The sequence below is a fragment of the Saccharopolyspora hattusasensis genome (assembly GCF_050972075.1).
Taxonomy (GTDB): Bacteria; Actinomycetota; Actinomycetes; order Mycobacteriales; family Pseudonocardiaceae; genus Saccharopolyspora; species Saccharopolyspora hattusasensis.
On record NZ_JBPCDC010000001.1, the window covers coordinates 7,208,053 to 7,233,694 of the forward strand.

Genomic DNA, 25,642 nt, shown 5'->3' on the forward strand with positions numbered 1-25,642 from the left:
CCATCATGTCGGCTGCGGAGCTGGCAATGTCTTGAGGTGTCCAGTCGAAGGCGGCAGGCGTCGGCGATCCACGTCTTGAGATGTTGAGTGAGGGAAGAGCAAGTGGTGAAGACCGGTCAGTCGAAGATCGTGCATTGGGTGAATAGCAAACCGTTCGACGGCTCGAGCGGGGCCACGGCTCCGGTGACCAACCCGGCGAACGGTGAGGTGCGGCGGGAGGTGGCGCTGGCCAACACCGAGGACTCGCGAGTGGTGATCGAAGCGGCGGCGGCGGCTTTCCCAGCCTGGCGGGACACGTCGCTGGCGAAGCGGACCGCGATCGTCTTCCGCTTCCGGGAGCTGCTCAACGAGCGCAAGCACGAGCTCGCTGCGATCATCACCAGCGAGCACGGCAAGGTCCTCTCCGACGCGCTGGGAGAGGTCACCCGCGGCCAGGAGGTCGTGGAATTCGCCTGCGGCCTCCCGCACTTGGTCAAGGGCGGGTTCACCGAGAATGCCTCCACCGAGGTGGACTCGTTCTCCGTGCGGCAGCCGCTCGGGGTGGTGGGGATCATCTCGCCGTTCAACTTCCCCGCCATGGTGCCCATGTGGTTCTTCCCGATCGCCATCGCGGCCGGGAACACGGTGGTGTTGAAGCCCAGCGAGAAGGACCCTTCGGCTGCGCTGTGGCTGGCTGAACTGTGGGCTGAGGCCGGACTTCCCGACGGCGTATTCAACGTGCTGCAGGGCGACAAGCTCGCGGTCGACGAACTCCTCTCACACGACGCGGTGAAGGCGATCAGCTTTGTCGGTTCGACTCCGATCGCCCGGTACGTGTACGCCACCGGGACCGCGAACGGCAAGCGCGTCCAGGCCCTCGGCGGGGCGAAGAACCACGCCGTCATCCTGCCCGACGCCGACCTCGACCTCGCTGCTGACGCGATGGTGAACGCCGGGTTCGGCTCAGCGGGCGAGCGCTGCATGGCTATTTCCGCGGTCGTGGCAGTCGGCGGTATCGCCGATGAGCTGGTCGGCAAGATCGCCCAGCGCGCCCTCTCCATCAAGACCGGCGATGGCACCCGCAGCTGCGACATGGGGCCGCTCGTGACCGCGGCACACCGCGACAAGGTCGCCTCCTACATCGATGCGGCAGAGCGGGACGGCGCGGCGATCGTCGTCGATGGCCGGCAGGTGCAGGCCGACGGCGGCGAGAACGGGTTCTGGCTCGGCCCGACCCTGATCGACCGCGTCACCACCGGCATGAGCTGCTACACCGACGAGATCTTCGGTCCGGTGCTGTCGGTCGTGCGGGTCGAGTCCTACGACGAGGCGCTGCGGCTGATCAACTCCAACCCCTACGGCAACGGCACTGCGATCTTCACCAACGACGGTGGCGCCGCGCGGCGCTTCCACAACGAGGTGGAGGTCGGGATGGTCGGCATCAACGTGCCCATCCCGGTCCCGATGGCCTACTACAGCTTCGGCGGCTGGAAGAGCTCGCTGTTCGGGGACACCCACGCGCACGGCACCGAGGGCGTGCACTTCTTCACCCGCGGCAAGGTCGTCACCTCCCGCTGGCTCAACCCCAGCCACGGTGGCCTCAACCTCGGCTTCCCGCAGACCGCGTAAGGAGATCACCCGATGACGCTCACCGACGACGCGGCCAGGACCTATGAGCTGGACCGGCGCCACGTGTTTCACTCCTGGTCCGCCCAAGCCGGCCTCGATCCCATGGTCGTCACCCGCGCGGCCGGTTCCTACGTCTGGGACGGCGAGGGCAACAGGCTGCTCGACTTCTCCTCGCAGCTGGTGAACACCAACATCGGCCACCAGCACCCCGATGTCGTGGCAGCGATCGCAGAGCAGGCGAACAAGCTCGCCACCATCGCACCGCAGTACGCCAACGACGTGCGCTCCGAAGCGGCGCGGCTGATCGCAGAACGAGCACCTGGCGACCTCGACCGGGTCTTTTTCACCAATGGCGGCGCTGATGCCAACGAGCACGCGGTGCGGATGGCGCGCCTGGCCACCGGGCGGCCGAAGGTGCTGAGCCGGTACCGCTCGTACCACGGTGGAACGCAGACCGCCATCAACCTGACCGGAGATCCCCGGCGTTGGCCGAACGACGCCGCGAATGCCGGGGTGGTCCACTTCTTCGGCCCGTACCTGTACCGCAGCCACTTCCACGCCCAGACCGAGGCCGAGGAATGCGAGCGGGCGCTGGCGCACCTGGAACAGATCATCGAGCTGGAGGGACCGCAGACCATCGCGGCAGTCCTCCTCGAGGCGATTCCCGGAACCGCGGGGATCATGGTTCCCCCGCCGGGTTACCTGGCCGGTGTGCGCGAATTGTGCGACCGGTACGGCATCGTGCTGATCATCGACGAGGTGATGACCGGATTCGGCCGCACCGGAGCGTGGTTCCACTCCGCGACCGAAGGCGTCGTACCGGACCTGCTGACCTTCGCCAAGGGAGTCAACTCGGGCTACGTCCCGCTGGGCGGAGTGCTGATCGGGGAACGCATCGCCGAACACTTCGCACACCGGCCCTACCCGGGCGGGCTCACTTACTCCGGGCATCCGCTCGCCTGCGCCGCAGCCGTCGCCGCGATCAACGTCATGGACCGCGACGTGATCGTCGAGAACGCCCTCGGCATCGGGCTGGAGGTCATCGCTCCCGGGCTGTCCCAGCTCGCCGAGCGGCATCCCAGCGTGGGGGAGGTGCGCGGACTCGGAGTGTTCTGGGCGATTGAGCTGGTCAGCGACCGGAACACCCGCACACCCGTCGCGCCGACCGGTGGCAGCAGCCCGATCATGGCCCAAGCCATGAGCACGGCGAAATCCCTTGGTCTGCTGCTGTTCATCAACTCGAACCGGCTTCACGTCGTGCCACCCTGCACCATCTCCCCGTCGGAGGCGCAGGAAGGCCTGGACATCCTCGACAAGGTCCTGAGCCGAGTCGATGACCTGGTCGACGAAGCCAACAGCCCCAGTGGGGCCTAACCCATCGCCGTGGGTGCACAGCCGGAACGGCCAGTTAGGCCGTTCCGGCTTTCGGCGCGATCGTGGTCGCCGGTGGTGAGAACAGTCTTGGTGTTTCGGCAAATTGTGCGGCTGACGAAGATCGGCGTGTGCAAAGTTGACGCACGGGTACTGGACAGGGCCTCACGACGAGCTCGACCAGGCCCTATCCGGCTGGACGGCCCGGGACAGCGCACCGGCGGCGGCGGTCGCCGTCGATGGCAAGACGATGCGGGCCGCGACCACCGGACAGGCCGACATGCCTCAAACGCAGGTGCTAGCAGCGATGAACTCCTGCGGCGAAGTCTTCGGCCAGACCACGGTCAACGCCGGTGATGAGAATGCCGCGGCCCGAGACCTTCTCTCCCGGCTGGGACGAAAAGCGTTGGAGAAAACGGTGATCACCGCCGACGCCAAACACACCAGCAGCGCCTTCATCGCCGAAGACGAGGCCGCCGGGGCGTTCTGGCTCCTACCGGTCAAGGGCAACCGACCCAGTACACATCAGCGGCTGAAAACCCTGCCGTGGAACCACACCCGGACAGACGCCCATGATCGCACCCGGGAACACGGACGGACCGAGACCCGCAGCCTGAAAGTCCTTGCCCTCGACGATGAACTGCGATCAAAGCTACTCCGAGCCCGGCAGGCCGTCCAGATCCGGCGCTGGCGCCGACCGAAAGACTCACCAACCGCGACCGGCTAACGATGACCGGATTTCATTGATGACGCACATGATCGTCCGACGGTCAACCCCCGAACTACGGCGCCGGCAGATCAAGCGTGCTGCCATGCCGCAAATGCACAGCGTGCCCAACAGCCTCTCCGCGAACGCTTGTACTTCGCCCCCGCCAGACGGTCAGACAACCGAGCATCCCGGCGGGCCCTGCCGTTACCGGGCACCTCCGCCACCAACTCGGTTATGACCTGCCCGGATGAGCCTGTTCGGTTTACGCCTTTGATCGACCTTAACCCCAGTGAGTACCTCGTCATGTGTAGCAATAGAGTTTCGAAATTTATTCGATCGTACCATTCACACAGGTGCCCTACGTGCCCCAGAGTTCTCGCATCGCAGTCGGTCGGCGTTTGCGGGCCCTACCCGCCCGACCGGTTGCGATCTCAAGCCCGGAAAGTCAAGGAGGCCTGATGCCGCAGTCCGACGAGGCTCGAATAGTGGCTGATGGGGATTCGGGTGTTGCGGGTGACCGGTCCGGTCGACGGATTGGTCAGTCCCCGGTACGCCGGCCTGACCACCTTCGCTCGCTTGCCGCGTATCGAGGATGTTTCCGACTACGACGTTGCCGTCGTCGGGGTCCCGTTCGACACCGGCGTGACCTATCGTCCGGGTGCACGATTCGGGCCGAGTCACATTCGTCAGGCGTCCCGGTTGCTGCGGCCGCACAACCAGATGCTCGACGTAAACCCGTTCGCCACGCAGCAGGTGGTCGATGCCGGTGACATCGCGTTCAACCCGTTCGACATCGGAACGGCCATGGCGGATATCGAACGCGGAGTGCTCGACCTGATCAGCGGCGGCGCCCGGTTGATCACGCTCGGCGGTGACCACACGGTCGCGTACCCGATCCTGAAGGCGATGAAGCGGGTGCACGGACCGGTTGCCCTGATCCACTTCGACGCGCACCTCGATACGTGAGACACCTACTTCGACGCGCCGCTCACTCATGGCACGCCGTTCCGTCGTGCTGGGGAAGAAGGACTCTTTCTCCCAGACAGCAGCGTCCACGTCGGAATCAGGGGGTCGATCTATTCTCCGCTGGATCTGGTCAGCGACGCCGACCTCGGCTTCAGCCTGGTTCGCAGCATGGATTATCAGAGGCGAGGGCTCGACGAAATCGTAGGCGAGCTTCGAGCGACTCTCGCAGATTCGCCGGTCTACGTGTCGATCGATATCGACGTTCTCGACCCGGCACATGCGCCTGGAACCGGCACACCGGAAGCTGGCGGCATGACCAGTCGAGAGCTGCTCGTGACCCTTCACGGGTTCGACGGACTGAACCTGGTCGGTGCCGACATCGTCGAGGTATCGCCCCCGTATGACTACGCTGAACTGACCGGCGTTGCAGCAGCTAACTAATTAGGAGCACGAACCGGATCGGCGACTACGTAGCCGATCCGGTTCGTGCTCCTTGTATTTGAAGCCGCCAGCGCGCATGACTGGCACATCGCGCCGATCAAGCTTTGCTCTAAACGCGTGCTGCGGCGTTCGCGACAGCTCGCTCGGAGAGCGCCTTCTGGGCGGCATCCCACTTGTCGTGGTTGCCCCGCCACGTCTCCAGAGCCGGCCCGACCAGCGCCCGTCCGAACGAGTAGGTCAGTTCCCAGGGAAGCGGATCGAGGTTCTGCATGGCCCCGAGGTGACTCGTCGCCACTTCCGGGCTTTGTCCACCAGAAAGGAAGGCGATACCCGGAACAGATGGCGGCACGGTATCACGCAGGACGTCCACCGTGGCCTGGGCAACCTCTGCTACCCCGGGCTGCTCCGGGCTGTCCGTCCCAGCCACCACCATGTTGGGTTTTAGGACGATGCCGTCGAGCTCCACCTGCATCAGAGCAAGTTCGTCGAACAAAGACCGCAGCACCGCCCTCGTCACCTGCTGACATTGCGCCAGCGAGTGGCCGCCGTCCATCAGTACCTCGGGTTCCACGATGGGCACCAGGCCCCCTTCCTGGCAGAGGCCGGCGTACCGTGCCAGCGCGTGCACGTTCGCTCGCACTGCACGTTCCGTAGGCAGGCCGGTGCCGATCGTGATTACCGCGCGCCACTTGGCGAAGGTCGCCCCGAGGCGCCTGTACTGCGCCACTCGTTCGCGCAGCCCGTCGAGGCCTTCCGTGACCTTTTCGTTCGGGGCCCCCGCCAGCGGCTTGGCTCCGGTATCGACCTTGATACCGGCAAGAATCCCCATACCCGCGAGAGCCTCGGGAAAAGTTTGCCCATCTGACAGCTTCTGGCGAAGGGTCTCGTCGGCGAGGATAACTCCGCTGACCGAATCGGCCAGCTTGGGTGTGGTGACGATCAATTCACGATAAACGCGCCGGTTCTCCGCCGTTGGTTCCACTCCGACGCTTTCCAGCCGGGACGACATTGTTCCGATGCTCTCATCGGCGGCGAGAATCCCGCGCCTATTAGAGACCAGTGTGTGGGCGACTTCAGTCAAGGTTGACACTTGTCGTTACACCTCCTCGAGTACTGCACTGGACCGATTGACAAGATCGGTATGACGAACTACTGAATGCTCAGTAGATCTTTTTTAAGTGTCGGCTCGTGGTGTAGCCGATTATCGCCGCGAGTTTCGGCCGGTGGCTGTCGTTTCGAGGTGCAGGCTAAGCGGGCAGGCGTCGTCATCTCGAGACAACTTGATTCCTCCACGCTGCCCCTTCCTCGACTCTGTGTTTTTCATTCACACCTAGAACGCACAACGGGTTGTGAGACTGCACGGATCTGTACGTCTAGGTCAACCTATGCAGCACGAAGAGAGGTTGCGGGAGCATGAACGGTTCCAAATCGCGGCCAAGCGGACCTCGAGTGTGGAGTGAGCGGGATCTGGTCTTGCGGACGCACTACCGTGTGCCCGGTGACGACCCGGTGTACAGCCCTGATTCGATCAGTCGCGAGTTCACCCGCGGCCGCCTCGGCCCACCACCGAGGACCCTCCAAGATCCTCAACCTTGTCGAAAGCTGGTTCGCCCGAACTGACCAACCCGGAAACTACGCCGATCCGCCCACCGTAGCGTTACCGAACTCGAAGCCGATGTTCGCCGCTGGACCCCCGAATGGAACACCCCCCCGAAACCCAAGACCGCGGACGACATCCTCAACACCCTCGCCGCTGCAGATGAATAAACGACTCAACACACCCGTACTTCAATCGTCCTTGTTGCGCGATCCCGGCCGCGTGGGTATTCTCAGCGGACGTTTACTAGCTAGTTAACTGACAGTAACGGATTTGGACTCTGATCAGGGAGCGCGTCGGTGGCACCAATGATGAGCAAGCGAGACCTGATTCTCAAGAATGCCTCGCGGATAATGTATGAGCGCGGCACCGGGGTGGGGGTGGACACGCTTGTCAGCGAGATCGGCGTGGCTAAGATGACTCTGTACAAGCACTTCCCCACCAAGACGGACCTCATTGTTGCGTGTTTGCAATACATGGATGATTGTCACCGAGCCCGGCTGAGTGGAGAAATCGATTGGTCGTCGTCGCCCAGGGAGCGACTCCTCTCCGTTTTCGATTCACTTCGCGAGTGGTTCGCTATGCCCTCTTTTCGTGGATGCGCCTTCGTTAATGCGACCGTCGAACTGGCGGACACATCGCCCCCAGTTCGAAACGCGGTTCTTGAGCACAAGAACGCCACGCGGGCTTGGGTGGTGAAGCTTGTGGAGGAATGTGGATTGCCGAATACCAACTTCGTTGCAAGCCAAATTGCTCAGTTGATGGAGGGGGCGACCATTACGGCCTTGCTCGAGCGGGACCCTGTAGCCGCCGACATCGCACAAGCTACGGCTTTGCAGGTTCTAGAAAAGGCCAAAAAGTCCATACGTTCCGGACCGGTGAATTGACCGCTCTTACCTTACGCCCGTCACCTGTTGGATAGTGGCATTGGAGGCTGGTGTTCCATTCGTGGGGCGCCCGCGCCGTCTCCCGCTCGTCAGCGACAGAGCCCTGGATCTGCTGCGACGAACTTGGCCCGTCAACGAGATACCGGAACGATTCCGCCGTTATCGTCAACGGTGAGCTCGAATTCCCCCGTCTCTCCGCTCCACTTCGCGGACGCGGCTCAAATTCACCAGGTAACTCCGGTGAACGCGCATAAATCCTAAACCCGAAAATTGATCATCGAGCTTGTCGATTCCGTCTGTCGCGGAGTCGACACTACGTGTTGTCGGGTTCAAAGAGGGTCGACAGGTTCTGCTTGACATCGCAGAGGTAATCGTGGCCGAGGCTGCCGGAAGGGCCGTTCGGCTGAGGGCTGACCTTGGACGCTTCGGGTGGGTGCTTCTCAATGTGGCAATACTGGAGCATTTTTAGCCAATTTAGGCGCTGACGCCCTGCGGCATGAGGCCTAGCGCAGGGAAACCTTACGCCGACGTCTTACAGGATCGCAACACCACTGACCACTGCATTTATAAACGGTTCCGCTAGATCGACGAAGTCTGTTCCCAAAGGGCTCGATCTGGGATCGCGCCCGCCGCGAAGATCTATTCCGCGTTCTTGCGGATCGCAACCATGATCGCGGGCCAGCGTAGAAGCGAGGCCGCTTGGACCCGCATAAGAACCGTCCGTCATCTTTCAGCATCCGTTCGCACGGCATGCGTTGACCTAGACGTACAGATCCGTGCATTCTCAGATCCCGTTGCGAGTCCTAGCTGTGGCTGAAAACCGCAGAGTCGAGGAAGGTGCAGCATGGCGGAATCAACGACCGGTACCTGCCGAACGACGTCGTGATCTCCCAGCCATTCTGACACGAATCTGGAAGAGATCAGCCGGCTCTGGGCGGTTGCAATGTTCGCCGTGTTGTGGAGCACGGCGCAGGTCATCCGTACCTAAACCCCGGACTTCACCGATCACCACTGATGAGGAGAATACCGTGAAGCTGCAGGTAGCATTGGACGTCATCAAACTTGACGCGGCTCTGACCCTGGCGCGTCAGGTTGCCGATGCCGTGGACATCCTCGAGTTGGGCACGCCGCTGATCAAGTCCGTGGGCTTCGCCGGGATCACGGCGATCAAGGCCGCGCACCCGGACAAGCTCGTGTTCGCGGACTTGAAGACCGCCGACGCCGGTGAGCTGGAAGCGGGTCTCGCCTTCGAGGCGGGGGCGGACCTGGTCACGGTGATGGGTGCGGCCGACGATGACACCGTGCGGGGGGCCGTGGCTGCCGGCCGCAAGTACGGCAAGGACGTCGTCGCGGACATGATCACCGTGGCTGACAACCGTGTGGCCCGAATCCGTGAGGTCTCGAAGTTGGGCGTGTCGTTCGTCGAGATTCACGCTGGGCTCGACGAGCAGGCCCGACCCGGCTACACGATTCAGGCGTTGCTCGATGACGGCCGGGAGGCCGGGGTCCCATTCTCGATCGCTGGTGGTGTCAACGTCGAAAGCATCGCCTCGGTGAAGGCCGCCGGAGCGAGGGTAGCGGTAGCCGGCGGGGCGATCTATGGCGCCACGGACCCGGGTGCGGCTGCAAGGGCCCTAAAGAGCCGCATCAACTGACAGAGCTGGGCTCGGCACCAAGCACCAGTTTGGCACGTAGTGTTGGGGGCCGCACGATTCTCTGCGGCCCCCAACACTTATCCGCAAGAAATCACGGACAAGTGATCAGGAGGAGCGCTTTGATGGTTGATCAACCAGGTAGTGTGTTGCGCGGAGGACCACGGCGCTCCGCACCGAGTTGGTCATTGAAAGAGCCAGCGCTGGTGGCCTCTGTCCTCGGTGCCGACTACGCGCGTCTCGGCGATGAGGTGGCTAGCCTCACTGACGCAGGAGTCGACCGCATCCAGTGGGACATCATGGACGGACGCTTCGTCCCGAACATGACGTTTGGCCCGGATGTTGTGGGCGTGTGCCGTCAGTACACTCATCTGCCATTTGAAGCCCATCTCATGCTGCAGGACCCGGATCCGATGCTCGCTCGCTTTGCTTCGGCTGGCTGCGAGACCATTATCGTCCACGCTGAGACCTGTCCGCACCTGCTTCGAACACTTTCCACGATCCGTGACCTCGGGGTGCAAGCGGGCGTCGCCGTTAATCCGTCCACTCCGATCGATTTCGTTCGCCATGTGCTTGATCAGCTTGATCAGATTGTGATCATGACTGTCAACCCAGGCTTTGGCGGGCAAAAATATATCGCCACGATGGAGGAAAAGGTCTCCGAGGTGCGCGCATTGGTGGACCGTTCCGGGAGCCCGGCGCGGATCGAGGTGGACGGAGGAATCTCGACGGACACCGCACGGGCGGCCTGGTACGCGGGAGCCGAGTTCCTCGTCGCTGGCTCGGCGGTGCTCAGCCACCCAGGTGGGAAGCGGACTGCGGTGGATGAGCTTCGCCGTGCCCTGGCGCGCCCGGTGTCCGCACCGTGATCGGGCCGTCCGCTTCTGTTGGCGCTTTGATACCGGCGTATCGATAAGAAGGCTCGCTCGTGGAGCGCACCGGGACATATGGCAATGGAAAGGGGAAGTGGCATGGAGGGCCAAGAATCAGCTGCTCTGCCCAATACTAGAACAGCTTTGCGCGGAGCTGAGTGTTCCTTACTGCTGTCCGCCGCGTCAATCTTGCGGTTGCGCAACGTCCACTGTGGCGGCGATGCCAGTCTGTCTCCGACCGCGGCAGAGGAGCTGGCAAAAGTGTTTGGCGCCGTCGCTAGGGAGCACCCCGCCCTCGACGAGGTCGATCGAAAAGAGGCGATCGCTCTGGCACATCGCCTGATTGATGACGACCATCCCGAGCACTCACGGATGTGGCCTACTTATAGGGGGGCCAGATAGGGCGACCGGAATGGTCCCGCCAGGAATATGGCTGAGAGTCACGACGCCGGTCATGTTTTTTGATCGTGAAGGGGACTACTTGGGCCTGGGGTGGTCTGGGTTGTCCGCAGACCGTGGTGGCCCTGACGTATTCATCATCGAGATGCCCTTCCTACCGGCGCGGAAACGCGAGGAGGTGGGTGCCACGTCCCAACAGCAGACCTCCTCGCAGGGAAGAGCACGCGAGCAACCGAAAAGCATCAGGAGTGCGCGTCTATGATCGCAAACGAATCTACCTCCAGCTATCGCGCGAGCGAAGAGCATGACGACCTTGCCCGTTTGACCACCAAGCACCTGCCCGAAGGCTGGACCGAACTGGACCAGCGCGCGGTGGACACCGCCCGCGTGCTGGCCGCCGATGCGGTGGAGAACTGCGGTAGCGGCCACCCGGGCACCGCCATGAGTTTGGCCCCGGCCGCGTATGCGTTGTTCCAGCGCGTCATGCGGCACGACCCCAGCGACCCGGACTGGATCGGCCGCGACCGGTTCGTGCTGTCGGCCGGGCACTCGAGCCTGACGCTGTATGTGCAGCTGTTCCTGGCCGGCTACGGCCTGGAGATCGACGATCTGAAGTCGCTGCGCAAGTGGGGCTCGAAGACGCCGGGTCACCCCGAGTACGGGCACACCGACGGCGTGGAGACCACCACCGGCCCGCTGGGCCAGGGCCTGGCCACCGCGGTCGGGATGGCGATGGCCGCCCGCCGCGAGCGCGGCCTGTACGACCCGGCGGCCGCCGCGGGTGAGAGCCCGTTCGACCACCACATCTACGTGATCGCCTCCGACGGCGACATTGAGGAGGGCATCACCTCCGAGGCGTCGTCGCTGGCCGGGACCCAGCAGCTGGGCAACCTGACGGTGATCTATGACGCGAACGAGATCTCCATCGAGGACGACACCCGCATCGCGCTGTCCGAGGACACCGCCAAGCGGTACGAGTCCTACGGCTGGCAGGTCCTCGTGGTGCACGGCGGCGAGGACGTCAAGGGCCTGCTGGAGGCCATCGAGTCGGCCAAGGCCGAGACCACCCGCCCGACGCTGATCGTGCTGCGCACGGTGATCGGCTACCCGGCCCCGACCAAGATGAACACCGGCAAGGCGCACGGCGCCGCGCTGGGTGCCGACGAGGTCGCCGGGGTCAAGCAGGCGCTGGGCTTCGACCCGGAGCAGTCCTTCCAGGTGGACGCCGACGTGCTGGCCCACGCCCGCGAGGCCGGCGCCCGGGGCAAGGCCGCGCGCGCCCAGTGGCAGGTCGCCTTCGACGAGTGGGCGGCGGCCAACCCGGAGCGCAAAGCGCTGCTGGACCGGCTGACCACCCGCGAGCTGCCCACCGGCTGGCAGGAGAAGCTGCCGACCTGGGAGGCCGACGGCAAGGGCGTCGCCACCCGCAAGGCCTCCGGTGAGGTCCTGGGCGCGCTGGCCGACGTGCTGCCCGAGCTGTGGGGCGGTTCGGCCGACCTGGCGGAGAGCAACAACACCACGATGAAGGGCGCCGACTCGTTCGGCCCGAAGTCGATCTCCACCAGCACCTGGAACGCCAACCCGTACGGCCGGACGCTGCACTTCGGCATCCGCGAGCACGCGATGGGCGCGATCCTCAACGGCATCGCGCTGCACGGCGGCACCCGCCCCTACGGCGGCACCTTCCTGGTGTTCAGCGACTACATGCGCCCGGCCGTCCGGCTGGCCGCGCTGATGAAGACCCCGGTCATCTTCGTGTGGACGCACGACTCGATCGGCCTGGGCGAGGACGGCCCGACGCACCAGCCGGTCGAGCACGTCGCCTCGCTGCGCGCGATCCCCGGCTTCTCGCTGGTCCGCCCGGCCGACGCCAACGAGACCGCGGCCTCGTGGAAGGCGATCCTGGAGGACCCGAGCGGCCCCGCCGGCCTGGCGCTGACCCGCCAGGGCGTGCCGACGCTGGAGGGCGTGGACGCCGACGGCGTCGCCAAGGGCGGCTACGTGCTGGCCGAGGCCGGCAACGGCAAGCCCGAGCTCGTGCTGATCGGCACCGGTTCCGAGGTCCAGCTGGCCGTCGAGGCCAGGAAGATCCTGGAGGCCGACGGCGTTGCCACCCGCGTGGTGTCGATGCCGTGCGTCGAGTGGTTCGACGCCCAGGACGAGGCCTACCGCGAGTCGGTGCTGCCGGGCGCGGTCAAGGCCCGCGTCTCGGTGGAGGCCGGCATCGCCATGCCGTGGTACCGGTTCGTCAAGGACGCCGGCGAGTCGGTGTCCATCGAGCACTTCGGCGCCTCGGCCGACTACAAGACCCTTTACAACGAGTTCGGCATCACCGTCGACGCGGTTGTCGCGGCGGCCCGACGCAGCCTGAACAACGTCCGGTCGAGCTGACGCCCGGCCGCGGGTGATCATGCCATGAACATCATCCTCACCATCGCTGCGAAGCGGAGACGAATGATGTGACCGGCAACAGCAAAGCAACCCCGGCAACCTTAAAAACCGCTGTTGCGATCTGGCTCGGCGCCCTGTCCATACAGCGGATCAGCTCGGCAACCCAGCCGAGCTGATCCGCGACTACGGACTCGGAGACACAGCCGTCCCCGGCACGGCTTCGAGAGTGAAACGGGACGCGAAGCGGTGAACAAGACCACATCCGATCCAGGGCCCCCGATCTTCGGCGAGCTGAACAAGGAGCTCGGCGAGCTGCCCGAGATCGAGGTGCACGACTTCGACTCGTACGGCTTCGACTTCTCGAAGGACACGTCTGGGGAGTCGGCGGCGCAGGAAGCTTCCGAGAACAGCACGGGCAAGTCCGGCGGCGATTCGTCTACTCGCTGCTCGTAGCCATCCACATCGCGCTCTGGTTGTTGGCACCGCTGCGTTTCCACACGGCAACCGCCGCTCCGAGCAAGGCCGCGGCCCGTTCCCACTGCGCGTTTTCGGCCTCGCACCACGTGATGACCTCGATGCAGAACGACAGCACCGTTTGGTCGTTGACTGGCTGCAGCAAGCGAATGCTCTCATGCAGCAGGTACAGCGCCGTGTTCGGGTCCCCGCGCCGCCAGCTGTCCACGGCCTGCAACCACAGGGCGTACGACTTCGACCACAACGCACCATAGCGCTCGCAGAAGTCGAGACAGCGGCTCACCAAGTCCTCGGCTCGTCCCGGTGCAACGCGATCAACGCGAGCTGGAACATGAGCGCGTTCGAGCCGAAGATCGTCCGTAAAAAGCAGCGGCGACTGGGTTCTATCGAAGATATGATGTTGTCCTCAACGCCTTCGCCGCGCACTTCGGCGAACGGTCGCTGGTCCAGTCAGCGGCGGCGCAGGGTCTTGCAGAAGTCCGGAAACTTCCGCCACCGTTAGCATTCCCGGATGCGGTATGTGATTTTGCTGGGTCGGGTCTAGTGAGGCGAACATGTGCCGTACACCCTGGGTGTGTGTAGGCCGCGCCGGCTGTTTGAGCGGAATGCCAGGCTTTGCCCTTGCGGGGAAGGGGATTCGATTGGCCGAACTCGTCGGCACAGGCCCCGCGTCCGTCCTCGCGTAGGGGGCGTGCAGCGTGAGGATGCGGGTCATCTTGGCCGTGAACTCCCGATCGTTGGAGGCTTTCCAGGTCTTGGTGGCCTGCCAGGAGATGCCGCCGTCGCGCAGGATCTGCCGCAGCATCTCCCGGCTGATCTGCTCCACGATCTTCTGCCTGATCGGATAGTCACACAGCTTGGTCATCGACCACGTCGAAAACGGCTGTCGCAGATCCGGGGTCACGCCCGGCGATGGCACAGATCCGAGCCCTCGCCGGATCATCGATAACCTGTGGTGCGCGCCCGGTCACGGGAAGCTCCTCGCTGAGTCGATGCCAGGGAGATCGACATCGAGCTGCCCGACGCCGCTCTGGATCGCAACGCCGTCATCCCAGTCCGCCCCCGATCGACACGCGCCTCGGTGACCGCCGCGGCTCTGCTGCTGGTTGAGCCAGCTGTGCGTCCCGTGTGTCCGAGGTGGAAGGACGTTGCCGGTGGCTTCGAGTACGGACATCCACAGGTCACCGTCGGGGTCGACTTGGTTGCGATGGCTGATGATCAGTGGCATAGGCACGTGTACGAAACGCCGTCGCCAGCGCACGACGGCTGTTTCAGTACGCCCGGCCATGGCCGCGTGCACCGCGGCATGGGCTAGGCGTAGGCAGTAGACGCTGTCGTAAGCATTGGCGGTGACGCTACGGATGGCGTAACTCGGGTCGATGTAGCGCACAGTGGGGGTGAGGCCGACATCGGTCAGGTGGGCGGTGATGCTCTCCCTGAGCAGTGCCCCGATGTCACCGAGCTTGGCGTTCCCCGAGGCGTCGGTGGCGTCGTTCTGAAGGAGGCCACGCTCTGCGAGGAGGTCCTGGCCTGCCCCCTCGGCGACGACGATCACCACGAAGCCCTTGGAGCGCACGTGTTGCTCGACGCGGGCCAGCAGGCCATCTGTTCCATCGAGCACGAATGGGACTTCCGGAATCAGGACGATATCTGCTGTATTGAGGGCCAGGGAGGCGTAGCAAGCGATGAACCCAGAGTGCCGGCCCATTAGCTTTACAATCCCGATGCCATCTGGACTGGCTGCGGCTTCGATGGAGACCGAGGATATGAATTCGGTGGCCTGCGCGAACGCGCTTTGGAACCCGAAGGACTGATCGGTGAACGGCAGATCGTTGTCGATCGTCTTGGGTACCCCGATGACCGCGATGTCGAGATCGCGTGCCCTTATCGCCGCGGACAGGCGCGTCGCGGCGCGCATACTCCCGTCGCCACCGATGACGAACAGGACGTTGACGCCTCGCAGGACGAGGCTGTCGACCATTTCGTCGGCATCCTGGCCGCCGCGTGAACTACCCAGGATGGTGCCGCCAGCGGTGTTGATATCGCGGACGCGTTCGGGCGTCAGCTCGATGGTGTCGTTGGAGTGTTCGGCGGTCAATCCTCGGAACCCGTTGCGGAACCCCAAGATTCGCTTGACGTTGTAATGCACGGTGAGTTCCTGGACTATACCGCGGATGACGTTGTTGAGACCAGGGCATAGCCCCCCGCAGGTGACGATACCGGCGGTGACGTGGGCGGGGTCGAAGTAGATCTTCCGGCGGGGCCCGGCGGCCTCGAAGCTTGGAAGCTGGTTGGGGGGGAGGTTGTGCTTGGCGAGCATGGAAACGGTGTCCTCGAGCAGGACACGGTCGCCCTCCGCAACGTAATGCGGGGAAGTTTGCTTAGCGGCGAGCATCTCGGAGAACGGTGAGTCATAGTGGCACTCACCGAGGCGGCGAACGCGGAGGTCCTCCAGGTGCAATGTCACCGAATCTCCTAAATAGTGATCGTATGGCATGGTCGGAAAAACGGATGTTGTGGAACGTCCGAGTGCATCGAAAGCATCCGAACTGCAGCGTCATCCGCAGTATGGGCTGGGCCCGCCGCTGGGCGTGGGATCAGCCGGGAACACCGACCATCTGGGGAAGGGATCCAAAGGTGGTATGAGATATGTAGCGCACCTGTCCGCTGGAGATCAGGAGTGATTCTGCGAGTACCGTGCCCTCAGATTCCCGGGGCCGGCTTAGCAGTGATCCCCCACTGATGCCGGTAGCAACGAAGAAAGCATCGCCGTTTACGAGCTCGTCGCAGCTGTAGATGCGGTTGAGGTCCATGCCTGCGGCGCGGATGGCGTCTGCTTCCGCATCACGTTGGGGAGCAAGGCGGCCCAGCATGCCGCCACCCAGGGCACGGACCGCCGCGGCGGTCATCACGCCCTCAGGAGTGCCGCCGATTCCGAGAAGGAGGTCGGCGTTGCCAGTTGGCAGGAGAACCTCAAGGCTCCCCCCGACGTCGCCTTCTGCCGGTGTGTGCACGGCGGCGCCCGCCCGCAGCACGCGCGCGATCAGTTCCTGATGCCGCGGCTTATCCATGATGACAACGCGGAGTTCGCTGACCTGCTTGCCGAGAGCCTTGGCGACATTGTCCAGGGTGCGCTCGGGGGGGTCGGTAAGATCGACAACGTCTTTCGCTTGGGGCGGCACCACTATCTTGTCCATGTAGAACCCGGGGCCGGGTGACCACAGACTCCCTGGCTCTGCGAAGGCGATGGTAGCCAACGAACCGGGGAGATTCTTCGCACAGAACTTGGTGCCCTCCAGCGGATCGACGGCGATATCGAAATCCGGGCCGAGACCATTGCCCAGGGTTTCGCCGTTGTACAACATTGGGGCCTCGTCTTTTTCGCCTTCCCCAATGACGACTGTCCCCCGGCCGGGGGCGTCAGACAATACCCGACGCATGGCCTCGGTCGCCGCAGCATCGGCAGCATCCTTGTCGTGCCGCCCAACCCAAGCGTGGCAGGCCACCGCGGCACTGTGGGTGGCGGCCAGAGCTACCGCCTCCAGAGTGTGGATATCGGTGCGAGTTCGAGGTGCGACCTCACTTTGCCGCTGCATCTCGGGCTCCTTCGTCTTGTCTTGTCTGTTGCCTCAGGCACGGCAGAGGGCTTGCGGCACACTGGCGAGCCCTGCGATCAGCTCAGGACTATCGCCCGCACCTTCCTTCGCGATGTGCGAATCGAACCGATGTGCCACTCCGGACAGTTCCTCGGGTGCTGGTCACTCGAGATTCGCGTGGAGGCGCCACAGCTCGCGGGCCTGGGTGTCGCTGGACTTCCACAGCGTGTGAAACAGCGCGTCAGTGAGGATCAGGACGGACTGTTCGAACATACTCCCTGCGTACTGCTCGGAGGCTGTCCCGTCGAAATCCTGCTTGTCCGCAGCTGGGATCACGAGTACTTCGGTTGCTGTCTTGGCCAGCGCCGAATCGGCTGCGGTTGTAATTGCCAACACATTCGCGCCTTGATCACGGGCGACCTCAGCTGCCCGCACTACTCGGGACGTGGAACCGGAGCCAGATGCCGCTACCAGGACGTCGCCGGGGCCGATCGCCGGGGAAGTCGTCTCGCCCACGACGTAGGCGGAGAGCCCGAGGTGCATGAAACGCATCGCGGCCATCTGCAGGGCGAGCCCGCTCCGCCCGGTGCCGACGGTGAACACTGCTGGCGCCTTGACCAACAATGCGCCAGCGCGAGCCCACGCCGCCGAATGGATACCCTTGCGTACCCGCTCCACCTCTCCGGTGATGATCTTCATCGCGTAGTTGAAATGAGGAGGATTTAGCTTTTCGCTAAGGCTCCGATCGACTGTGCCCGTCGTCTCTGCCAATTGATTCACTCTCCACTGATCGGGTCGGACATATTCGTTGGTTTGGCGCACGACTACCGAGCCGGGGCCATGAGGGAGTTGTCTTTTGCTTAATGATTGCCAAGGCCGGTCGTGGTGGCCGTTTGGGCGGCGTCTGGAGTCTGCCGAGGAACTCCAGGATCGTCAGCGCTCTTTTGCGCTCGGCATGCGAGACCTGCGGGTTGCGGCCGACGTTGAACGAGGCGTCGCCGGAAGTCGCCACGTCCCAGTCGACTGATGGCTGACACAGATCATGTCGAATGCATTGAGCAGGATTCGGTTCTTTGATTCCTCCATGCTGCCCCTTTCCTTGACTCTGCGGTTTTCAGCCACAGCTAGGACGCGCAACGAGTTGTGAGACTGCACGGATCTGTACGTCTAGGTCAACCTATGCAGCACGAATAGAGGTTGCGGGAGCACGAACGGTTCCAAATCGCGGCCAAGCGGACCCGCATTTACGCCTTGCTGCGAACATGGTTGCGATCCACAAGAGCGCGAGATTGATCTCCACCTGGGCGCGCCCCCGGACGTAAGTGCCTCGTGTGTGGTTGGTGAGTGGACGCGTTGGGCCAGGGCGGCGGGTTCTTGCGGAACTGTCCGCCGATTTGTGCTCCCAAGCCCTGGTATTCGGCCTCAGCGAGGATCGCTGTTCTGGGGCCGTGACGAAGAAGCGAGCCAAAATCAGGGGTGCAGCGGGGCTTTCGTCCGTTAGACTGCCCGCGTGCGCGTTTACCTAGGCTCCGATCATGCCGGATTCGAACTCAAGAACCACTTTGTCAAGAGGCTCGCCGACCTCGGCTACGAGGTGACCGACGTCGGACCCACCGTCTACGACGCGGAGGACGACTACCCACCGTTCTGCGTCGAGGCGGCGCGGCGCGTTGTCGCCGACGAGGGCAGCCTCGGTCTCGTCATCGGCGGTTCCGGGAACGGGGAACAGATCGCCGCGAACAAGGTGCCCGGCGCTCGCGCCGCGCTGACCTGGAACGTCGACACCGCCAAACTGTCCCGGCAGCACAACAACGCACTGCTGGCCGGCATCGGTGCTCGGATGCACACGGTCGAGGAGGCCGAGCGCATCGTGGACGCGTTCCTCACCACCGAGTTCGAGGGCGGCCGCCACCAGCGCAGGATCGACCTGCTGTCGGACTACGAGCGCTCCGGCGAGCCGCCCGCTCTGCCGGGAAGCTGATCCACATGTCGTCGAACCGGAGGGGCAGCATTCGGCCAGGACCAAGATTGTCTTGCACAGCAACGGTTCCGCGGCCTTGAGCCGCTTGTAGTTCCAGGCGGCCTGAACGTCCAGGGACATCGATTCGATGAACCGCTTGCGATAGCTGCGAATTCGGCGACATCTGCGCCTCCTGCGGCGGACAGTGAATTCTGCCTCCACAATTGGAGATCAGCAGAACAGCCAACGAGGTAGGACTGATCGCAGGATCGTTGGTGCTCGTGTTGACCTGAGATCGATCCGGAAGATCCACGCGTTTTCTTGCGCGCAGCACGGCTTCGTCCGTTGATCTGCGAGAAGGGGATTGTCGTGGAGCTAGCATGCTCGCATGCTGATCCGGCAACTGGAGTACCTCGCCGCGCTGGCACGAGAACGGCACTTCGCCCGGGCGGCAGAGTCCTGCTACATCTCGCAACCGGCGTTGTCGGCCGCGATCGCAAGCTCGAGGCCGAGTTCCACGTGCCGATCATCCGGCGTGGCAACCGGTTCCTGGGTTTCACGCCCGAGGGAGAGCGAATTCTGAAGTGGGCCTACCGGCTCCTGGCAGAACGCGACGCCTTGGCGGAGGACGTGGGCGCCATGCGGGAGGGGCTCGGTGACCACGACATGGGCCAACGCGTTGACCATGGCGACGTTGGTGCCGGGCGCGACGGGAAGGTGGTGCGCCGCCTCGATGTGCGGGGACCGTACCAGGTCGATGCGGCGCGGGTCGATGACCACCAGCTTGGCGCCCTCCCGCAGCCGCCGCTTCATCCGCGAGGCGAACACCGGGTGGCCGTCGGGGGGTCGCGCCGATCACCACGATCACGTCCGCCTTGGCCACCGAACGGAAGTCCTGGGTCCCGGCGGACTCGCCGAACGTCTGCTTCAGCCCGTATCCGGTGGGGGAGTGGCACACTCGCGCGCAGGTGTCGACGTTGTTGTTGCCGAACGCCGCGCGCACCATCTTCTGCACGACAGTTGACCTCTTCGTTGGTGCAGCGCGAAGAGGTGATGCCGCCATCGCGCCCGCGCCGTAGCGCGACTGGCGGCTCAGCACTCGGTTGGGGTGGGTCGCGTAACCGAAGGCGAACCGGCCCTTGACGCAGGCGTGGCCCTCGTTGGCTTCGCCGTCCTTGTCCGGCACCATCCGGACCAGCTCGTCGCCGCGCAGCTCCGCCTTGAACGAGCACCCCACGCCGCAGTACGCGCACGTGGTCTTCACCGTGCGGGTCGGCATCCCAGCTGCCCCACGGACGGACGGCGAAGGGCGCGGCTCCGTCCCGGATGCCCTACGACCCGTCCAAGGCCCGCCGCCCGACGATGTTCACCACGGACCTCGCGTTGCAGGAGGCTCCAACCCATGCCCTGACCGACGACCACGGCGAGTCCGCAGGGCTCTTCTCAGCCTCGATACTTGTGCACGTCGCAAACGCAGTACATGAGACGGCAGCTGAAGCATGCGGGCTTGTCGACGCACGTAATGCAGGGCCCGCAGTGCACCGGCTCGATGTGCCGCGCGTGATCGCCAGGCTCGTAAGCCTCCTCGCAGTAGAGGCACGGCAGACGCTCAAATCCCGTGTCCTGCTGGGGCACCGAGGACTGGTCCATGACATCACCTTGTTTTTCCGTCGCTAAGCTTCCCCAGGACCGACGTGCGTCTGGAAAAGGCACCAGGGTGGAGATTGAAATACCCACAGCTGGCGGGACTACGGGGGACCTCGACGTAGCCCCGCTCTCCTCGTCTGTCAGGGCATAAGGACACCCCGCCCGGTGATCGGGCCGTCGCCGGGACGACCCGATCACCGGGCGGGGAAAGGAAACCACAAGGAAGTTACCTCGGGTCTCGGCCAGTACCACGTCAGTGGTACTTCGCTGTCACAGGGAGAACGTGATCACCGCGGCACCGTGACCCTGACCGGACATCCCGGGGATGATGCCTTCGAGCCAGCCACCCCAGCCGACCGGCACCGTGATGTACTGCTTGCCATCAAGGAAGTAGGTCGACGGGCTGCTGTGGTGACCGCTGCCGCACTGGAAGCTCCAGAGCTTCTCGCCGGTCTCGGCGTGGAGCGCCATGAACTCACCCGTGGGTGTGCCGGCGAACACCACGTTCCCCGCGGTGCTGAGGGTCGACGCGGCCATCGGCATGTTGAGCCGATAGCGCCACTTCTCCTCACCGTGGGAGTCGAACGCGCTGACCGACCCGGCCATGTTGTCGATGTCGACCTCGACGGCGGCACCCCAGTAGGGCATGCCTTCCTTGAACTCGCGACGACGCCGGGTGGCAGTGGCGCCCACGTCGGCAACCGGAACGTAGAACAGATCGTGGTCCGGGTTGTACGACGCGTGCGTCCACTCCTTCGCACCAGCGGGGCCGGGGTAGAAGTGGCAGGGCTCGCCTTCCTTGTCCGGGTACTTCCGCGGGGTCACCTTGCCGTCGCGGGTGATGACGCCCCAGTCGATCCGGTCGACGAACGGCGTGACGTGCTGCAGTTCGCCGTTGGTGCGGTCGAGGACGAACATGTACCCGTTCTTGTCGAAGTGGGCGAGCAACTTCTTGCCGTCCCGCTCGAACAGGGTCATCTCCATGGTGGAGTCGTAGTCCCACAGGTCGTGAGGGGTGAACTGGTAGTGCCACTTGATCTCGCCGGTGTCGACATCCATCGCGACCACGCTGTCGGAGTAGAGGTTGTCCCCCTCACGGACCTCGCCGTCGAAGTCGGGAGCCGGGTTCCCGGTGCCCGCGTAGTAGAGGTTCAGCTCCGGGTCGTAGGTGCCGGTAACCCAGTGGTTCGCGCCACCACGCTGCCAGGCCTCACCGTCGGCGGGCCAGGTCTCCGAACCGGGTTCGCCCGGCTTCGGCACGGTGTAGGTGCGCCAGCGCTGCTCGCCGGTCTCCAAGTCCCAGCAGTCGATGTGGCCGCGGACGCCGTACTCGCCACCGGCAGAACCCGTGATGAGCGTGTCCTTGATGACCAGCGGAGCGATCGAAGCGCTCTCGCCCGCCCGCACGTCGCCGATGGTCTTCTGCCAGACCTTCCGGCCGTTGGTGGCGTCGAGCGCCACCAGCTGGGCGTTCTGGGTCACCATGTAGACCTTGCCATTGGCCACCGCACAGCCGCGGTTGACGTTGGCGCAGCACAGCGTCACGTCGACGGGGATCGCGTGCTTGTAGCGCCACAGCTGCTCGCCGGTCTTCGCGTCGAGCGCCCAGAGCCAGCCGTCCCAGCCAGTAACGAACATGACGCCGTCGACGACCAAGGGGCAGGCCTCGAACGCGTAGGTCGAGGTGGAGGCGATCACGCCGGTCGCGCTCGCCTGGTGGATCCAGGCGACTTTCAGGTCCTTGACGTTGTCGACGTTGATCTGATCGAGCAGGCTGTGCCGCTGGCCGTCATAGGCGCCGTAGTAGGTGATCCAGTTCTGCGATTCGCTGCGCGCCTGGAGGATGCGCTCGTAGTTGATGCCGCGCGTCACGTCCGGAGCGCTGTGCGGCATGTTGGAAAGCTTGCTGTGGTTGAACGCCTTGCCGGCGTCAACGTATTCGACGGTCATGGAGATTCTCCTTTCCTACGGCCGCGGCTGCGCGGGTCGGTCGAGCTTGGCCTCCGGCGGCACTTCGCCGGTCACGACGATGGCGCCGGTCAGGCCCCGGCCCTCGTCGTTGCCGGCCGGCGAGCCGTACCAGTAGCAGCCGGGACCGTCCAGCTCGAGCGTCGCGCTGCCTTTCGAGTGGTTCAGCAGACCGATGAACTGCCGTTCGCCGTTGCTGGGCAGCAGGCAGGCGTGGGTGTTCTTGTCGTCGTTGATGATTGTCAGCTCGACGATGCCGCCGTGCGGCAGGATCAGGATCCCTGGCTCCCACGCCATGGCGTCCTCCGGAATCCGGATGGTCGCTTCCATCGTCCCGTCGGCACGCTCGGTCGCCTTGCCGATGGAACCGGTTCCGAGCACGGCGCCGATGGCCGCCTTGTTCTGTCCGCTGATCTCGGCCAGGAGATCCTCTCGTTCCTGGGTAATCGTCATCGGACTTCACCTCCTCATTTCGAATCCATATCTGGATTACTCAGAAGTGGGCGCGCCGCATGAGCGGTCGGCCCGTCGTACTCTCTGTTCGATTTCTTCTCTGACACTTTCCGTTTGGGGCGAGAAGCGCCGGTCAGCCTCCGGAGACACTGATTCACCGGTGCCGCTGTCCGCCCTCGCGCAGAAAGGAGACCGAAAATCAGGCGCCACAATCGGGAAAACCGAGTCGAGCGCGTGACCTGAGTACCAAATCACTTGGCGTGTAACGGAACTGGACTTTACGTCGACCGCATCCGCAACAAAAGGCGTGACCGCTGGCCTTGACGGCTACACCGTTCCCACGGTGTGAGCTACCGCTCAAATTGGATAACCACCGCCATCCCGCAACACGAGGTCGAACCGGTCGAGGTTCATGACTTTGTTCCACGCGGCCACGAAGTCGCGCACGAACTTCTCCTCGGCGTCGTCGCTCGCGTAGACTTCCGCCAGCGCGCGCAGCTCGGAGTTCGACCCGAAGACGAGGTCGACGCGGCTGGCGGTCCACTTGACCGCACCGCTTCGCCGGTCGCAGCCCTCGAAAATCCCGGTGATCGCGCCGTTTTCCGGCTTCGCCACCCACTCGGTGTTCGGGTCGAGCAGGTTGACGAAGAAGTCGTTGGTCAGCGACTCCGGCGTCGCGGTGAACACGCCCAGCGGAGACTGCCCGTGGTTGGCGCCCAGGACGCGCAGCCCGCCGATGAGGACCGTCATCTCGGGGGCGCTCAACGTCAGCAGGTTGGCACGGTCGACGAGCAGGTACTCCGCCGGCAGCCGGTTGCCCTTCCCGACGTAGTTGCGAAACCCGTCCGCGGTCGGCTCGAGAACGGCGAACGACTCCACGTCGGTCCACTCCTGCGTGGCGTCCGCGCGTCCCGCGGTGAAAGGAACCTGGATGTCGTGCCCGGCCTTGCTGGCGGCGTGTTCCACCGCAGCACATCCTCCGAGCACGATCAAGTCGGCCATCGAGATCCGCTTGTCCCCTTGTTGGGAGGCGTTGAATCGCTCCTGGATCGCCTCCAGCGCGGACAGGACGACCGCCAGCTGCTCGGGTTCGTTGACCGACCAGCTGCGCTGCGGTTCGAGCCGGATCCGTGCCCCGTTCGCCCCACCGCGCTTGTCGCTGTCCCGGTACGTCGAAGCCGACGCCCACGCCGTGGAGACGAGCTGCGCGACCGTTAGGCCCGAGCCGAGGATCTCGCGCTTGAGGTCGGCGACGTCGTCGGTGCCCACGAGTCCGTGGTCCAGCTCCGGCACCGGGTCCTGCCAGATCAGCCGCTCCTCCGGGACGAGCGGCCCCAGGTAGCGCTGGATCGGGCCCATGTCGATGTGCGTCAGCTTGAACCAGGCCCGCGCGAACGCGTTCTCGAACTGGTCCGGGTGCTCCAGGAACCGCCGCGAGATCGCGTCGTAGCGCGGGTCCTCCTGCAACGACAGGTCGGTGGTGAGCATGACCGGATGGTGTTTCGTGTCCGGGTCGAAGGGGTCCGGCACGGTGCCCTCGCCCTGGCCGTCGCTCGGGATCCACTGCCACAGGCCCGCCGGGCTGAGCTCGACGTCCCATTTGTACTCGTACAGCGTTTCGAAGAAGGTGTGGTCCCACTCGACGGGCGTGCGCGTCCACATCCCTTCCAGCCCGCTGGTGACCGTGTCCGGCCCGCTGCCGCTGCCGTACCCGCCGAGCCAGCCCAGACCCTGCGCGGTGAGCGGCGCTCCCTCGGGCTCGGGGCCGCCGGTCACATTCGGGTCCGCCGTGCCGTGCGTCTTGCCGAAGGTGTGTCCGCCCGCGATGAGCGCCACCGTTTCCTCGTCGCCCATCCCCATCCGCTTGAAGGTCTCCCGGATGTCGCGGGCCGCGAGCACCGGGTCGGGATTGGTGGCCGGGCCCTGCGGATCGACGTAGACCAGCCCCATCGCGGCGGCCGCCAGCGGCTCGTCGAGATCGTGCAGACCGCTGTACCGGTCGTCGGCCAACCACTTGCATTCCGGACCCCAGTACGTCTCGTCGGGCTCCCACACCTCGGCACGGCCGCCGCCGAACCCGAAAGTCTTGAAGCCCATCGACTCCAGTGCCCGGTTGCCTGCGAAGACCATCAGGTCCGCCCAGGAGATCCTGCGCCCGTACTTCTTCTTGACCGGCCACAGCAACCTACGCGCCTTGTCCAGGTTGCGGTTGTCCGGCCAGCTGTTCAACGGGGCGAAGCGTTGCATCCCGGCACCTGCACCACCTCGGCCGTCGCTGACGCGGTAGGTACCCGCAGCATGCCAGGCCATGCGCAGCACGAGGGGACCGTAGTGACCGAAGTCGGCGGGCCACCAGTCCTGCGAGGTCGTCAGCACCTCGTCGACGTCACGCGCCAGTTCGTCGAGATCCAGAGTCTTGAATTGCTCGGCGTAGTCGAAGTCCGCACCCAGCGGGTTGTCTGCGGGTTGGTGCCGACGCAATGCCTTCAAGTCGACCCGGTGCGGCCACCAATCGTTGGCATTGCCGCCCGCCGTCGGATGATTCCGCCGCCGAGCCGGCCGTGTCTCGCTCAGAACCTTGTCGTAGGTGCGGTAGACGTGGGTATCGGGATTCTCGGGCATTGATGTCCTCCCAGGTGTTGCCGAGCCTG

20 protein-coding genes and 4 pseudogenes are annotated in these 25,642 nt (G+C 64.4%); 11 read left to right on the forward strand and 13 right to left on the reverse strand.

Features of this window, described 5'->3' with window-relative positions; genetic code table 11:
• Positions 1-102 precede the first annotated feature (102 nt).
• The 4 genes and pseudogenes from ACRXBZ_RS34600 (at position 103) to speB (ending at position 5,095) form a co-directional block, all read left to right on the forward strand.
• Positions 103-1,608: a CoA-acylating methylmalonate-semialdehyde dehydrogenase gene (locus ACRXBZ_RS34600; RefSeq protein ID WP_433882650.1), complete on the forward strand. Its 1,506-nt coding sequence runs from the start codon at positions 103-105 to the stop codon at positions 1,606-1,608.
• A gap of 12 nt (positions 1,609-1,620) precedes the next feature.
• Positions 1,621-2,982, forward strand: coding sequence for an aspartate aminotransferase family protein (locus ACRXBZ_RS34605; RefSeq protein WP_433882651.1), 1,362 nt, complete (start codon positions 1,621-1,623; stop codon positions 2,980-2,982).
• Positions 2,983-3,118: 136 nt separating this feature from the next.
• On the forward strand, positions 3,119-3,706 hold the full coding sequence (locus ACRXBZ_RS34610) for a transposase (protein ID WP_433882652.1): 588 nt from the start codon (positions 3,119-3,121) through the stop codon (positions 3,704-3,706).
• Between the two features lie 474 nt (positions 3,707-4,180).
• Positions 4,181-5,095, forward strand: a pseudogene (speB, locus tag ACRXBZ_RS34615) (agmatinase).
• A 109-nt stretch (positions 5,096-5,204) separates the two neighbouring features.
• Here speB and ACRXBZ_RS34620 read toward each other — a convergent pair.
• Complete coding sequence (locus ACRXBZ_RS34620; RefSeq protein ID WP_433882653.1) at positions 5,205-6,185, reverse strand: class I fructose-bisphosphate aldolase; 981 nt, start codon at positions 6,183-6,185, stop codon at positions 5,205-5,207.
• A gap of 818 nt (positions 6,186-7,003) precedes the next feature.
• Here ACRXBZ_RS34620 and ACRXBZ_RS34625 point away from each other — a divergent pair.
• On the forward strand, positions 7,004-7,579 hold the full coding sequence (locus ACRXBZ_RS34625; RefSeq protein ID WP_433882654.1) for a TetR/AcrR family transcriptional regulator: 576 nt from the start codon (positions 7,004-7,006) through the stop codon (positions 7,577-7,579).
• Between the two features lie 165 nt (positions 7,580-7,744).
• On the opposite strand, the gene ACRXBZ_RS34630 is transcribed toward ACRXBZ_RS34625, so the two are convergent.
• On the reverse strand, positions 7,745-7,939 hold the full coding sequence (locus tag ACRXBZ_RS34630; protein WP_433882655.1) for a LytTR family transcriptional regulator DNA-binding domain-containing protein: 195 nt from the start codon (positions 7,937-7,939) through the stop codon (positions 7,745-7,747).
• A 668-nt stretch (positions 7,940-8,607) separates the two neighbouring features.
• On the opposite strand from ACRXBZ_RS34630, the gene hxlA reads away from it, so the two are divergent.
• From hxlA to ACRXBZ_RS34650, 4 genes are all read left to right on the forward strand, one after another.
• Complete coding sequence (gene hxlA, locus ACRXBZ_RS34635) at positions 8,608-9,234, forward strand: 3-hexulose-6-phosphate synthase (RefSeq protein WP_433882656.1); 627 nt, start codon at positions 8,608-8,610, stop codon at positions 9,232-9,234.
• 185 nt (positions 9,235-9,419) lie between these two features.
• Positions 9,420-10,100, forward strand: coding sequence for a ribulose-phosphate 3-epimerase (gene rpe / locus ACRXBZ_RS34640; RefSeq protein ID WP_433882657.1), 681 nt, complete (start codon positions 9,420-9,422; stop codon positions 10,098-10,100).
• 660 nt (positions 10,101-10,760) lie between these two features.
• A complete protein-coding gene (tkt, locus tag ACRXBZ_RS34645) occupies positions 10,761-12,893 on the forward strand; it encodes a transketolase (protein ID WP_433882658.1) in 2,133 nt (710 codons plus the stop codon).
• A 246-nt stretch (positions 12,894-13,139) separates the two neighbouring features.
• Entirely contained in the window at positions 13,140-13,346 is a 207-nt protein-coding gene (locus ACRXBZ_RS34650; protein WP_433882659.1) for a hypothetical protein, read from the forward strand.
• Here ACRXBZ_RS34650 and ACRXBZ_RS34655 read toward each other — a convergent pair.
• The 5 genes from ACRXBZ_RS34655 to hxlB all read right to left on the reverse strand — a co-directional run bounded on the left by ACRXBZ_RS34655 (position 13,330) and on the right by hxlB (position 17,734).
• Positions 13,330-13,650, reverse strand: a complete 321-nt coding sequence (locus tag ACRXBZ_RS34655) for a hypothetical protein (RefSeq protein WP_433882660.1) — start codon at positions 13,648-13,650, stop codon at positions 13,330-13,332. The genes ACRXBZ_RS34650 and ACRXBZ_RS34655 overlap by 17 nt on opposite strands.
• A gap of 123 nt (positions 13,651-13,773) precedes the next feature.
• Positions 13,774-14,232: a hypothetical protein gene (locus tag ACRXBZ_RS34660; protein WP_433882661.1), complete on the reverse strand. Its 459-nt coding sequence runs from the start codon at positions 14,230-14,232 to the stop codon at positions 13,774-13,776.
• A gap of 102 nt (positions 14,233-14,334) precedes the next feature.
• Positions 14,335-15,834, reverse strand: coding sequence for an ATP-dependent 6-phosphofructokinase (locus ACRXBZ_RS34665; RefSeq protein ID WP_433882662.1), 1,500 nt, complete (start codon positions 15,832-15,834; stop codon positions 14,335-14,337).
• Positions 15,835-15,964: 130 nt separating this feature from the next.
• Positions 15,965-16,963 carry a class II fructose-bisphosphatase gene (gene glpX / locus ACRXBZ_RS34670; protein ID WP_433882663.1) on the reverse strand — a complete coding sequence of 333 codons (999 nt, stop codon included), beginning with the start codon at positions 16,961-16,963 and terminating at the stop codon, positions 15,965-15,967.
• A gap of 162 nt (positions 16,964-17,125) precedes the next feature.
• A complete protein-coding gene (hxlB, locus tag ACRXBZ_RS34675; RefSeq protein ID WP_433882664.1) occupies positions 17,126-17,734 on the reverse strand; it encodes a 6-phospho-3-hexuloisomerase in 609 nt (202 codons plus the stop codon).
• Positions 17,735-18,473: 739 nt separating this feature from the next.
• Between hxlB and ACRXBZ_RS34680 the strand changes: the two genes are divergently transcribed.
• On the forward strand, positions 18,474-18,944 hold the full coding sequence (locus ACRXBZ_RS34680; RefSeq protein ID WP_433882665.1) for a ribose-5-phosphate isomerase: 471 nt from the start codon (positions 18,474-18,476) through the stop codon (positions 18,942-18,944).
• On the opposite strand, the pseudogene ACRXBZ_RS34685 reads toward ACRXBZ_RS34680, so the two are convergent.
• Positions 18,943-19,034 (reverse strand): annotated as a pseudogene (locus tag ACRXBZ_RS34685) (IS982 family transposase); the annotation flags it as partial. The gene ACRXBZ_RS34680 and the pseudogene ACRXBZ_RS34685 overlap by 2 nt on opposite strands.
• A 277-nt stretch (positions 19,035-19,311) precedes the next feature.
• Here ACRXBZ_RS34685 and ACRXBZ_RS34690 point away from each other — a divergent pair.
• Positions 19,312-19,374: pseudogene (locus ACRXBZ_RS34690) on the forward strand (hypothetical protein); the annotation flags it as partial.
• Between the two features lie 11 nt (positions 19,375-19,385).
• Here the strand turns inward: ACRXBZ_RS34690 and ACRXBZ_RS34695 are convergent.
• From ACRXBZ_RS34695 to katG, 5 genes and pseudogenes are all read right to left on the reverse strand, one after another.
• Positions 19,386-19,736, reverse strand: a complete 351-nt coding sequence (locus ACRXBZ_RS34695; protein WP_433884064.1) for a hypothetical protein — start codon at positions 19,734-19,736, stop codon at positions 19,386-19,388.
• A gap of 364 nt (positions 19,737-20,100) precedes the next feature.
• A pseudogene (locus tag ACRXBZ_RS34700) lies at positions 20,101-20,202 on the reverse strand (hypothetical protein); the annotation flags it as partial.
• Between the two features lie 638 nt (positions 20,203-20,840).
• Positions 20,841-22,520 carry a PQQ-dependent dehydrogenase, methanol/ethanol family gene (locus ACRXBZ_RS34705; RefSeq protein WP_433882666.1) on the reverse strand — a complete coding sequence of 560 codons (1,680 nt, stop codon included), beginning with the start codon at positions 22,518-22,520 and terminating at the stop codon, positions 20,841-20,843.
• Between the two features lie 15 nt (positions 22,521-22,535).
• Entirely contained in the window at positions 22,536-22,991 is a 456-nt protein-coding gene (locus ACRXBZ_RS34710; RefSeq protein WP_433882667.1) for an MSMEG_3727 family PQQ-associated protein, read from the reverse strand.
• 357 nt (positions 22,992-23,348) lie between these two features.
• The gene (gene katG, locus ACRXBZ_RS34715) at positions 23,349-25,613 is read right to left on the reverse strand and encodes a catalase/peroxidase HPI (protein ID WP_433882668.1); all 2,265 of its coding nucleotides are present in this window, start codon (positions 25,611-25,613) and stop codon (positions 23,349-23,351) included.
• Positions 25,614-25,642 lie beyond the last annotated feature (29 nt).